Origin of the sequence: Parasalinivibrio latis (genome assembly GCF_036825535.1) — a bacterium.
In the GTDB taxonomy this organism is placed as follows: Bacteria; Pseudomonadota; Gammaproteobacteria; order Enterobacterales; family Vibrionaceae; genus Parasalinivibrio; species Parasalinivibrio latis.
In genome coordinates, this window is record NZ_CP098812.1 from 1 (window position 1) to 12350 (window position 12350).

General features: G+C 48.8%; 9 protein-coding genes. 6 read left to right on the plus strand and 3 right to left on the minus strand.

Annotated features, from left to right (window positions below; translation table 11 throughout):
- The 5 genes from dnaA to ibpA all read left to right on the plus strand — a co-directional run bounded on the left by dnaA (window position 1) and on the right by ibpA (window position 6680).
- A complete protein-coding gene (gene dnaA / locus NF212_RS00005) occupies window positions 1-1404 on the plus strand; it encodes a chromosomal replication initiator protein DnaA (RefSeq protein WP_434357723.1) in 1404 nt (467 codons plus the stop codon).
- Between the two features lies 1 nt (window position 1405).
- On the plus strand, window positions 1406-2506 hold the full coding sequence (gene dnaN / locus NF212_RS00010) for a DNA polymerase III subunit beta (RefSeq protein ID WP_434357725.1): 1101 nt from the start codon (window positions 1406-1408) through the stop codon (window positions 2504-2506).
- 4 nt (window positions 2507-2510) lie between these two features.
- Window positions 2511-3587, plus strand: coding sequence for a DNA replication/repair protein RecF (recF, locus tag NF212_RS00015; RefSeq protein ID WP_434357727.1), 1077 nt, complete (start codon window positions 2511-2513; stop codon window positions 3585-3587).
- Window positions 3588-3605: 18 nt separating this feature from the next.
- Window positions 3606-6023, plus strand: coding sequence for a DNA topoisomerase (ATP-hydrolyzing) subunit B (gene gyrB, locus NF212_RS00020; protein WP_434357729.1), 2418 nt, complete (start codon window positions 3606-3608; stop codon window positions 6021-6023).
- Between the two features lie 219 nt (window positions 6024-6242).
- Window positions 6243-6680 carry a small heat shock chaperone IbpA gene (gene ibpA, locus NF212_RS00025; protein WP_434357731.1) on the plus strand — a complete coding sequence of 146 codons (438 nt, stop codon included), beginning with the start codon at window positions 6243-6245 and terminating at the stop codon, window positions 6678-6680.
- Between the two features lie 178 nt (window positions 6681-6858).
- Here the strand turns inward: ibpA and NF212_RS00030 are convergent, their stop codons facing one another.
- The 3 genes from NF212_RS00030 to glyQ form a co-directional block, all read right to left on the minus strand.
- On the minus strand, window positions 6859-8115 hold the full coding sequence (locus NF212_RS00030; RefSeq protein WP_434357733.1) for a valine--pyruvate transaminase: 1257 nt from the start codon (window positions 8113-8115) through the stop codon (window positions 6859-6861).
- 204 nt (window positions 8116-8319) lie between these two features.
- A complete protein-coding gene (gene glyS / locus NF212_RS00035; RefSeq protein ID WP_434357735.1) occupies window positions 8320-10392 on the minus strand; it encodes a glycine--tRNA ligase subunit beta in 2073 nt (690 codons plus the stop codon).
- Between the two features lie 9 nt (window positions 10393-10401).
- Window positions 10402-11313: a glycine--tRNA ligase subunit alpha gene (glyQ, locus tag NF212_RS00040; protein ID WP_434357737.1), complete on the minus strand. Its 912-nt coding sequence runs from the start codon at window positions 11311-11313 to the stop codon at window positions 10402-10404.
- 267 nt (window positions 11314-11580) lie between these two features.
- Between glyQ and NF212_RS00045 the strand changes: the two genes are divergently transcribed.
- Complete coding sequence (locus NF212_RS00045) at window positions 11581-12270, plus strand: OmpA family protein (RefSeq protein WP_434357739.1); 690 nt, start codon at window positions 11581-11583, stop codon at window positions 12268-12270.
- Window positions 12271-12350 lie beyond the last annotated feature (80 nt).

Sequence of the window (12350 nt, forward strand, 5' to 3'; positions counted from 1 at the left end):
GTGTCATCTTCGCTATGGTTGCAGTGTTTACAGCGCCTTCAGGAGCAACTCCCGGCAACAGAATTCAGCATGTGGGTGCGTCCACTACAGGCGGAGTTGAACGACAACACTCTAACTCTGTTTGCACCTAACCGATTTGTGCTCGACTGGGTGCGTGATAAGTACCTCGATCGGATCAACCAGCTGTTGAATGAGTTTTGTGGGAACGATCTGCCAATGCTTCGTTTTGAAGTGGGCAGCCGCCCCGTGGTACCTGTCGCACCGCCTCCTCAGGCAGCAGCGCCTGTTCAGGCTGCACCGTCTGCATTCAATGCTCAACCGGTACGTCCTTCAGTCAACCGCAGCTGGGAAGAAGCCTCTCCGGTCATGCCGGCCATCTCGCACCGCTCAAACGTTAACCCTAAGCACAAGTTCACTAACTTTGTAGAAGGTAAGTCGAACCAGTTGGCACTTGCCGCTGCAAGGCAAGTTGCGGATAACCCGGGTGCTGCCTATAACCCGCTTTTCCTTTACGGCGGGACTGGCTTGGGTAAAACCCACCTTCTTCATGCTGTCGGGAATGCCATTGTCCAGCGTAAGGCCGATGCCCGCGTGGTGTATATGCACTCCGAACGTTTTGTTCAGGACATGGTGAAGGCGCTGCAAAACAACGCCATTGAAGAGTTCAAGCGCTATTACCGCAGTGTCGATGCGTTGCTGATCGATGACATTCAATTCTTCGCCAACAAAGAGCGTTCACAGGAAGAGTTTTTCCACACTTTTAACGCGTTGTTGGAAGGTAACCAGCAGATCATCCTGACATCGGATCGTTACCCGAAGGAGATAAGCGGGGTAGAGGATCGCCTTAAGTCCCGTTTTGGCTGGGGATTGACCGTTGCCATTGAGCCGCCGGAGCTGGAAACCCGGGTTGCAATCCTGATGAAAAAGGCTGAGGACCATAATATCCGGTTGCCCGATGAGGTGGCTTTCTTCATTGCCAAGCGATTGCGATCCAATGTGCGTGAGCTTGAGGGTGCGCTGAACCGTGTAATCGCCAACGCTAACTTTACCGGCCGCGCCATTACCATCGATTTTGTCCGTGAAGCCCTGCGTGACCTGCTGGCGCTTCAGGAAAAACTTGTCACTATCGATAATATTCAGAAGACAGTGGCAGAGTACTATAAGATTAAAATGTCTGACCTGCTCTCCAAGCGCCGCTCTCGCTCCGTAGCGAGGCCTCGTCAGGTCGCGATGGCGCTGTCAAAAGAGCTGACCAACCACAGTTTGCCGGAAATCGGTGATGCGTTTGGTGGCCGAGACCATACCACGGTGCTCCACGCCTGCCGCAAGATTGAGCAGCTCCGTGAAGAGAGTCATGACATTAAAGAAGATTACTCAAACCTGATAAGAACACTGTCATCCTGATATGAAATTTACCTTAGCAAGAGAACTGTTACTGAAGCCGCTGCAACATGTATGCGGCATGCTTGGCGGCCGTCCTACGCTGCCTATTCTGGGTAATATCCTGATTCAGGTTAAAGATGGCGAACTGATCATGACTTCCACCGATCTGGAAGTAGAACAGATTGCCCATGTTGCCCTTGACGGGGAGCATGACGCTGGCAACACAACTGTGCCTGCGCGTAAATTCCTCGATATCTGCCGTGGTCTCCCAGACAGTGCCAATATTACCGTCCAGCTTGATGGCGATCGCATAATTGTACGCTCAGGGCGTAGTCGGTACTCACTTTCAACTTTACCGGCTGCAGATTTCCCCAATATTGAAGATTGGCAGAGTGAAATCACCCTGACACTTCAGCAGGGCCAGTTACGTGCAATTATTGATGCTACCCAGTTTTCAATGGCCAACCAGGATGTCCGTTACTTCCTGAACGGTATGTTGTTCGAAACTGACGGAACGACCCTTCGTTCTGTCGCGACCGATGGCCACCGTATGGCCGTGGCAACAACTTCTTTGGAAGCCGCTCCTGGTGACAAGCAGGTCATTGTTCCCCGTAAGGGCGTTATCGAACTGATGCGTCTTCTGGAAGCCACAGAGCAGCCTGTTGAACTGCAGATTGGCGGGGCTAATATTCGAGCTCGTCTCAACAACTTTGTGTTCACCTCCAAGCTGGTTGACGGCCGTTTCCCTGATTACCGTCGTGTAATGCCGCAGGCCACAACACGCATTCTTGAAGCGGATTGTGATGAACTGCGCCAGGCCTTTTCACGTGCCGCCATCCTTTCCAATGAGAAGTTCCGCAGCGTAAGGCTGAATGTGGCTGACAATGTCCTGCGTATCCAGGCTAACAACCCTGAGCAGGAAGAAGCTGAAGAGATTCTGGATGTCCGTTTTGACGGTTCTGATCTGGAAATCGGCTTTAACGTTGGCTACGTACTGGATGTGCTCAATACACTTAAGTGCGACCAGGTTCGTTTTTCCATGAACGATGCCATCTCCAGTACCTTGATCGAAGACTGCGACAGCGAACAGAGCCAGTACGTGGTGATGCCTATCCGGTTGTAACCGTATGGCACTGAACAGACTGATCATTCATGATTTCCGGAATATTGAAGCCTGTGACATTAGTTTGTCTCCAGGCTTTAATTTTCTTGTAGGGGACAATGGCAGCGGTAAAACCAGTGTTCTGGAGGCTGTTTATTACCTCGGGCACGGACGTTCTTTTAGGAGCCAGTTAACCGGAAGGGTGGTTAGACACACCCAGGAAAAACTGGTTCTGCATGGTAAAATAGCGGACAGCAAAGCCGAACTGCCTGTTGGCCTGCTAAAACACCGGGACGGGTCCAGTGAGGTCAAAATAGGCGGGGAAGGGGGGCAGAAGCTCGCCCAGCTTGCACAGATTTTGCCTCTCCAGCTTATTACCCCCGAAGGGTTTGAATTACTGACCGGTGGACCTAAATTCCGTCGTGCTTTTATTGACTGGGGTGTATTCCATCTCGAACCGCAGTTTTATGAAACCTGGGCTCGGCTGAAGCGGCTGACAAAACAACGCAATGCGTTATTGCGTACAGCGCGAAGCTACAGGGAACTCAAATACTGGGATAACGAGCTCGTACCGCTTGCTAACCAGATTGATGCCTGGCGCGCAGATTACATCGGTGCGTTAACTGAAAAGGCATCTCAACTGAGCCAGGCGTTTTTGCCTGAGTTCGAAATTCGTCTCAGCTACACCCGCGGCTGGGATAAGGAAGCCGACTACGGCCAATTGCTCGCTGATAATTTTGAGCGTGACAGGCAGTTGGGGTATACGGTTGGCGGGCCGCACCGTGCGGATATACGTATCCGTGTGGAGAACACACCCGTTGAAGACAGGCTGTCCAGGGGGCAACTGAAACTCATGGTGTGTGCATTGCGGCTGGCGCAGGGACAGCACTTTTCAGAGCGAACCGGTAAGCAATGTATTTATTTAATTGACGATTTTGCTTCAGAGCTCGACAGCCAACGAAGAGCTTTGTTGGCAGACGAGTTAAAGGCAACGGGTGCACAGGTATTTGTCAGTGCAATCAGTGCCGATCAGGTTGCCGAAATGTGCAGCGAAAATAGCAGGATGTTTCATGTGGAACATGGCAAAATAACCGCAGGGTAAAGAAAGCGAGAGTAACCAATGTCCAATAATTACGATTCGTCGAGTATTAAAGTTCTCAAAGGGTTGGATGCCGTTCGTAAGCGTCCGGGTATGTATATCGGTGATACTGACGATGGTACCGGTCTGCACCACATGGTCTTTGAGGTCGTTGATAACTCGATCGACGAAGCTCTCGCAGGCCATTGTACCAATATACAGGTAACCATCCACGAAGACGGTTCAGTCTCTGTTAAAGATGACGGACGTGGTATCCCGGTTGATATTCACCCGGAAGAGGGCGTGTCAGCAGCTGAAGTTATCATGACTGTTCTACACGCTGGTGGTAAGTTTGATGACAATTCCTACAAAGTTTCCGGCGGCCTGCATGGCGTGGGTGTTTCCGTTGTAAACGCCCTGTCTGAGAAGCTTGAATTGACCATCTGGCGACATGGTAAGAAACACCAACAGATTTACCGTCATGGTGTGCCAGATGCGCCTCTGGCAGCCGTTGGTGATACCGATGAAACCGGTACACGCATTCGTTTCTGGCCAAGCTCCGACACCTTTACCGATATTACTTTTGTTTACGATATCCTGGCCAAGCGCCTGCGTGAACTTTCGTTCCTGAACTCCGGTGTTTCTATCAATCTGAGCGATGAACGTGAAGAAGGTAAACAAGACCACTTCATGTATGAAGGTGGCATCCGTGCTTTCGTTGAGCACCTTAACCGTAACAAGACACCTATTAATGGCGCTGTTTTCCATTTTGTAAATGAGCGCGAAGACGGTGTATCTGTTGAAGTGGCAATGCAATGGAATGACGGTTTCCAGGAAAGTATCTACTGCTTTACCAACAATATTCCTCAGCGTGATGGTGGTACGCACTTAGCCGGTTTCAGGGCTGCTCTTACCCGTACGCTGAACAACTACATGGAAAAAGAAGGCTACCTGAAAAAGGCCAAAGCCAGTACATCCGGTGATGATGCCCGTGAAGGTCTGACTGCCGTTGTTTCCGTGAAGGTTCCCGATCCTAAGTTCTCCAGCCAGACCAAAGACAAATTGGTTTCCAGTGAAGTGAAATCTGCTGTGGAATCAGCAATGGGTGAAAAACTCGCTGATTACCTGATGGAGAATCCAAACGACGCAAAAATCGTTTGTACCAAGATTATTGACGCGGCACGTGCTCGTGAAGCAGCGCGTAAAGCTCGTGAAATGACTCGCCGCAAAGGTGCCCTTGACCTTGCGGGCCTTCCGGGCAAGCTTGCTGACTGCCAGGAGAAAGATCCTGCGCTGTCTGAACTATACATTGTGGAGGGTGACTCCGCGGGTGGTTCAGCCAAGCAAGGCCGTAACCGTAAGAATCAGGCCATTCTCCCGCTAAAAGGTAAAATCCTTAACGTAGAGAAAGCCCGATTCGACAAGATGCTTTCTTCTCAGGAAGTCGCTACGCTGATTACTGCACTTGGTTGTGGTATCGGCCGGGACGAGTACAACCCGGACAAACTGCGTTACCACAACATCATCATCATGACCGATGCTGACGTCGACGGCTCGCACATCCGTACGCTGCTGTTGACCTTCTTCTACCGTCAGATGCCAGAACTGATTGAACGTGGTTATGTGTATATTGCCCAGCCACCACTTTACAAAGTGAAGAAGGGCAAGCAAGAACAATACATCAAAGACGACGAAGCAATGGAGCAGTTTGAAGTTTCCCTTGCGCTGGAAAATGCATCCCTGTTCGTCAATGCTGAAGCACCGGCAATGGCAGGTTTACCGCTGGAAAACCTGGTTAAGCAGTATAAGTCTACGTACAAGCTTATTGACCGTATGACGCGCCGTTATCCTCGTTCCGTGCTCAATGAGTTGGTTTATACTCAGTCTCTGTCAGAAGAGGGAATGAAAGACGAGGCGATTGTTACTGCTTGGGCTGAAAACCTAATCAATATTCTTAATGAAAAGTCTATTGGTGACAGCCAGTACCGCTTTGAGGTTATCAGTGAAGAAGAAAGCGGTGCTTACCAACCGAAGATTGTCGTACGCACCCACGGTGTAGATTATGAATACCTTATGAGCGTCGACTTCTTCAATTCTAAAGAGTATGGAAAGCTTGTTGCTCTTGGGAATGAACTTAACGGCCTGTTTGAAGACGGAGCGTTTGTTCAGCGCGGTGAGCGCAAACAGCCAATTAACACCTTCGAAGATGCTTTAGCATGGCTTGTTAAGGAAGCGGGTCGAGGATTGTCCCGTCAACGTTATAAGGGTCTTGGTGAGATGAACCCGGATCAGTTGTGGGAAACCACCATGGATCCAGAAACACGCCGCATGCTTCGCGTTTCCATCCAGGATGCAGTTGCTGCTGATGAACTGTTTACTTGTCTGATGGGTGATCACGTTGAACCACGTCGTGCATTTATCGAAGAAAACGCGCTGAAGGTTGCGAACCTGGACGTGTAACCATTCTCTAGTGAAGACTAATAAAACGCTGCTGTCATGCAGCGTTTTTTTTCGCTTGTGGAAAAGAGCAAATATTTTTTCAGCGTGGTGTTGAATCAGAAACTTTTGACCGCATATATAGTGGTGTAGGGGATTGCCATTGATTGGGGTCCCTAATTACCTGCCTGTCTTGTTAGAGGGCAAACCTAAAAATCTATTGCTTTAAAGAAGGATAGTTTTATGCGTAATATCGATTTCTCACCACTGTATCGTTCTGCTATTGGTTTTGATCGCCTGTTCAACCTGATGGAAAACAGTGCCGGTAACAACAACACCGGTTACCCTCCGTACAACATTGAACAGCAGGACGAACATCAGTATCGCATCACAATGGCGGTTGCCGGATTCTCAGAGTCTCAGATTGAGATTACGCAGCAACATAATTGGTTGCTGGTGGTTGGTCGTCAACCAGAAGAAAAATCTGAGAAAAAATACCTGTATCAGGGAATTGCTGAGCGTAGCTTTGAACGAAAGTTCCAGCTTGCGGACAACGTTAAAGTGGTCGGCGCAACGATGGAGAATGGCCTGCTGCATATCGAATTGCAGCGTGAAATTCCAGAAGAGCAGAAGCCACGACGTATAGAAATTGGTGCTTCGGCTTTACTCGAAGCAGAATAATTTCCCGTAATTGCCTTGTGTAAAAAAGGTCGGCTAAGCCGGCCTTTTTTTGTTTTAATTGCAAAAGTTACCTAGTGAGTTGTTCGTACAACGTGTGCTGTACAAATGAAGCTCGGTATTTGGATCTCCATTAAAAACAAAAAGGCCGCACAATGCGACCTCATGTTTCACGTGAAACCTATGCGTTTTGATAAGCTTTTTCAACTTCCTCGGCAATGACCTTAATCCCTTTCGACATTGCATTGTCATCTACGACATAGTTCATTCGTACACATTCGTGACGGTGTGGCCAGCTGTCATCTTCTTGCATCCCTACGAAGAAGTATTCACCAGGAACTATAAGAACACCTCTGTCCTTTAGGCGTTTATACAATTCCATTGTGGTTATAGGCAGATCTTTGAACCATAACCAAAGGAAAATTGCGCCTTCAGGTTTATGGATCCGAAACCGATTATCTGTAATAGCTTGTTGGAGCTCAGTGACAGTTCTTTTTACCTTGTTTAAATAGAATGGGCGAATAACCTCATTGCTGAGTTTTAAAAGGTCATTTTTTACAATCATTCTATTGCCAAGAGCCGGCCCAACACCGGAAGGTGACAGATTCAGAATACCGTTGAGATTGGCGATAGCCTTTACGACTTCTTTATTCGCTATGATGATTCCACACCGCACACCTGGAAGCCCAAGCTTAGATAGGCTCGAACATAAAATGGTGTTGTCGTTCCAGAACGGTTTTACATCTTCAAAGATGATGTTAGGGAAGGGAGTTCCGTAAGCATTATCGATAATAAGAGGTATATTGTGGAGTCGTGCAAGTTCATCCAGATATGAAATTTCGCTGTCGGTTAGAACGTTTCCTGTTGGATTGGTAGGCCTTGATGCGCAGATAGCGCCAATACTGTCATCAATATTCAGCGATGAAAAATCGATTCGATACTTAAATTGCCTTCCTTCAATTAGCTCTATCTCGGGATGGAATGAGACAAACATATCTTCTTCCAGTCCAACGTCTGCGTAACCTATGTACTCAGGAGCGAGGGGAAGGAGTATCTTTTTGTGGCTACCGTCCGCTCGCTTGCCAGCAAAAAGGTTGAACAGATAAAAGAATGCGGTCTGGCTACCATTGGTGAGTACGATGTTCTCTGCCGAAATATTCCACCCATAGGTCTGACGATAGAGTTCAGCGAGGGATTCAATAAACTGGTTTTTACCTTGCGGCCCGTCGTAGTTAGTCATGGCTTGAACCATTGACCCGTCTGCAATCATTTCCTCGCTTAGGGCTTTAAAGTATTCAAGCATTTCTGGTATCGCTGCCGGGTTGCCACCTCCAAGCATGATGGCATCAGGATTTCTCAACCCGTCGTTGAGATCATCCATCAGTTGTGTAATGCCAGAATGTTGGGTGAATTTTTCTCCGAATTTTGAAACATCCATACTAAACAGCCCGGTTAAAGTTGTATTTTATTTGGTCAATTCGCACACATTACAACACAAAGTGTTACTTTGAAAAGAGTGAACCAACGACAGTTGAATTTGGTGATGCCATTCTGGACGTTTCACGTGAAACTGGTCGTCAGGTAGCACCAAACAGTCAAAAAAAAGCCCTGCATTGCAGGGCTCGATCAGCGAAAACAGGTGCTATTTTTGAAGCAGAGAGATGTCTGCTACTTTAAGGAACTGTTCACGCAGGGTATTTAGAAGTGTCAGACGGTTAACCTTAAGCGCTTCATCGTCTGCCATTACCATGACGGCATCAAAGAAGTTATCAACCGGCTCACGTAAAGCAGAAAGACGGGAGAGTGCTTCTTGGTAATCGCCTGCTGCAAACACATCTTCAAGTGCTGCAACCTGAGCGGCAACTTCTGAAGCCAGAACTCTTTCTGCGTCTTCCTGAAGCAGAGCTTCATTTACAGTACCTGACAGCTCGCCTTCAAACTTGGCAAGGATGTTTCCAACACGCTTGTTAGCCGCAGCAAGAGACTCTGCTGCATCAAGAGAGCGGAAGTGAGATACAGCTTTAACGCGCTTGTCGAAATCAGCAGGTTTGGTTGGATGACGAGCAAGAACCGCCAGAATGATATCAACGCTGTAACCCAGGTCTTGGTACATTGCGCGGAATCGGCCCAGCATGAATTCCACAACGTCAGTTTCTACTTTGTTGTTTGTCAGTTTGTCGCCATAAAGCGTTTTGGCTTTGGCAATCAGATCGACCAGATCCAGGTCGAAACCATTCTCGACGATAATGCGAAGTACACCCAGCGCAGCACGACGGAGGGCAAACGGGTCACTTGCACCTTTAGGTGCCTGACCAATACCGAAGATACCTACCAGAGTATCGAGTTTGTCTGCCAGTGCAACACTGGATGCGATAGCTGATGATGGCAGTTGGTCACCGGCAAAGCGTGGCATGTACTGCTCATTCAGCGCAACAGCTACATCTTCGTGTTCACCGTCATGGCGTGCGTAGTGCATGCCCATTACACCCTGGGTATCGGTAAATTCGAATACCATGGATGTCATCAGATCACACTTGGACAGCAGACCAGCTCGCTCGGCATGTTCTACGTTGGCACCAATCTTACCGGCAATGTAACCAGCCAGAGCAGTGATACGGTCTGTCTTGTCTCGCAGTGTACCGAGTTGCTTCTGGAACAGGATATTGTCCAGTTCAGTCAGGCGATCAACCAGCGGACGCTTACGGTCTGTGTTGAAGAAGAACTCAGCATCTGCCAGACGAGGGCGGACTACCTTTTCGTTACCTTCGATAACGTGGCGAGGCTCTTTAGACTCAATGTTTGAGACAAAGATGAACTTAGGAAGCAGTTTGCCTTCAGCGTCATAAACTGGGAAGTACTTCTGGTCACCCTTCATGGTGTAAACAAGAGCTTCAGCAGGAACCTTCAGGAATTCCTCTTCAAAAGAAGCGGTCAGGACAACCGGCCACTCAACCAGGGAAGTCACTTCTTCAACCAGATCGTCTTCAAGGTCTGCATTACCGCCACAAACTTCTGCTGCCTTCTTTGAATCCGCAAGGATAGTTGCCTTACGTGCCTCATAGTCAGCGATAACCTTTCCGCGCTCAGCAAGGAGAGTTTCGTATTGGTCTGCGTGATCGATAGTCATTTCTGGCTCGCCCATAAAGCGGTGGCCACGGATAACACGATCAGACTTTACGCCCAGAATAGTGCCATCGATCAGTTTGTCACCCAGCAACATAGTGAGGGTTTTAACCGGACGGATAAACAGGGTGTCTTTGTCGCCCCAGCGCATTGGCTTAGGAATAGGCAGTTTGGCTAGCGCAGTATCAGCCATACCTACCAGCAGATTTTCTGCTGCCTGGCCTTTAACTTCCTGCTTGAACAGAAGCCATTCGCCTTTGTCAGTAACCAGTCGCTCTGCCTGTTCAACAGTAATACCGTTTCCGCGGGCCCAACCCTGCGCAGCTTTGCTAGGGTTACCTTCTGCATCAAACGCCTGTGCAATTGACGGGCCACGCTTCTCAACAACCTTGTCAGGTTGTTGCTGGGCAAGCTTGTTTACTTTAACTGCCAGACGACGAGGGGTGGCGAACCACTTAATCGACTCGAAGCTAAGATCTGCGGCTTTCAGTTCGGATTCGAAGTTGTCGGCAAATGCCTGAGCCAGGGTACGAAGTGCCTTTGGTGGCAGTTCTTCTGTGCCCAGCTCAATAAGGAAATTTTGTTCAGCCATGACGTATCCTTATTTATCTTTTTTACACATAGGGAAGCCAAGGGCTTCGCGGGACGCGTAGTAGGCTTCTGCTACTGCTTTGGTCAGGGTACGGATACGCAGGATATAACGCTGGCGCTCTGTAACAGAGATGGCCTTGCGGGCATCAAGCAGGTTGAATGCATGCCCGGCTTTCAGGATGCGCTCGTAAGCTGGCAGTGGGAGTGGTTTTTCCAGCGCCAACAATTCGCTGCATTCTTTTTCACACTGATCAAAGTAAGAGAACAGGAAAGGCACATCGGCATGTTCGAAGTTGTAAGTAGACTGTTCAACTTCGTTTTGGTGGAAAATATCGCCGTAGGTGACTTTACCCAGTGGGCCGTCAGTCCATACCAGATCGTAAACGGAATCGACACCTTGGATGTACATTGCAAGTCGCTCGATACCGTAAGTGATTTCGCCGGTAACCGGCTTACACTCGAGACCGCCAACCTGCTGGAAGTAAGTGAACTGGGTAACTTCCATTCCATTCAGCCAAACTTCCCAACCCAGCCCCCAGGCACCAAGCGTAGGGTTTTCCCAGTTGTCTTCTACGAAACGGATATCGTGAACTTCAGGATCGATACCAAGAGTGCGCAGAGAACCCAGGTAAAGTTCCTGGATATTATCTGGAGAAGGCTTAATGATTACCTGAAACTGGTAATAGTGTTGCAGGCGGTTGGGGTTTTCGCCGTAACGGCCGTCAGTTGGGCGGCGAGATGGCTGGACGTAAGCTGCGGCAATTGGCTCAGGGCCGATTGCACGCAGGCAGGTCATAGGGTGTGAAGTACCGGCGCCCACTTCCATATCCAGTGGCTGCACAATGGTACAACCTTGTTGGCCCCAGTAATCCTGAAGCGCCAGGATCATGCCCTGAAAGGTCTTAATATCGAATTTCTGCATTGTCAGCTTCGCGAGGTTTGTTGATGTCGAAAATGAAATAACAATCCAGTATACCCCGCGACCCGTTCAGGGAGTAGGGGTATGAGTGTTTTTTGTTCATCCTTACGGCACGCTGGGCGAGATGAAATGCAATTCGGTTTAGATTTGCTCTGTATGTCTAGGAAATCCAGCTAATTTGACACTTCCCTGATGTTTAGAAAGTGAGTCAGGGGTAAACTGCGGGAAGGATAGAATTTAAGCGATGTCGTTTTTCTGGAGGAAACGTCCGTGGAACTGAATATGTTCTCTACTAAAAACCTGCGTAACGGTGCGGTTGCCCTGGCTGCTTTGTTTGCCGTTTCTGCATGCAGTACTGTTAACCCATATACCGGTGAGCAGGAAACAGCCAAAGGTACCAGTGGTGCAATTATCGGTGCGGTTGCCGGTGCGGTAATTGGTGTGGCTTCATCAAGTAAAAGTGACCGAGGTAAGGGTGCACTGATCGGCGCTGCTTCTGGTGCTGCGTTGGGTGGTGGTGTTGGCTATTACATGGACGTGCAGGAAGCGAAATTACGTCAACAACTGAAAGCCACTGGTGTGAGCGTAACCCGTGATGGCAACAATATTATTCTGAACCTGCCAAACGAAATTACCTTTGGTTTTGACCAGACCAACCTGAGCAATGCTGCTAAGAATGTACTGAACAGTGTCGCCTTGGTTGCCAAAGAATATGAAAACACCAAGCTGAATGTATTTGGCTTTACTGACAGCAAGGGCTCTGAGGCGTACAACCTACGTCTTTCCCAAGTACGTGCCAGTGAAGTAAGTAACTACCTGATCCAAATGGGCGTGGCGCCTAACCGTGTTGCCACCCAGGGGATGGGTGAGGCTCACCCAATTGCCAGCAATAAAACTGATGCAGGCCGCGCACAAAACCGCCGTGTTGAAATCGTGCTGACCCCATTGGCCCAGAAATAACAACTGTTATTCTGTGGACTAAAGAACCGGAGTGTTTCAAGCACTCCGGTTTTTTTATATGGGTGAAATTGTACAAGGCA

Coding starts and splice junctions, on each gene's coding strand:
- dnaN (WP_434357725.1), top strand. CDS start 1,406: ATGAAATTTACCTTAGCAAGAGAACTGTTACTGAAGCCGCTGCAACAT.
- recF (WP_434357727.1), top strand. CDS start 2,511: ATGGCACTGAACAGACTGATCATTCATGATTTCCGGAATATTGAAGCC.
- gyrB (WP_434357729.1), top strand. CDS start 3,606: ATGTCCAATAATTACGATTCGTCGAGTATTAAAGTTCTCAAAGGGTTG.
- ibpA (WP_434357731.1), top strand. CDS start 6,243: ATGCGTAATATCGATTTCTCACCACTGTATCGTTCTGCTATTGGTTTT.
- NF212_RS00030 (WP_434357733.1), bottom strand. CDS start 8,115: ATGGATGTTTCAAAATTCGGAGAAAAATTCACCCAACATTCTGGCATT.
- glyS (WP_434357735.1), bottom strand. CDS start 10,392: ATGGCTGAACAAAATTTCCTTATTGAGCTGGGCACAGAAGAACTGCCA.
- glyQ (WP_434357737.1), bottom strand. CDS start 11,313: ATGCAGAAATTCGATATTAAGACCTTTCAGGGCATGATCCTGGCGCTT.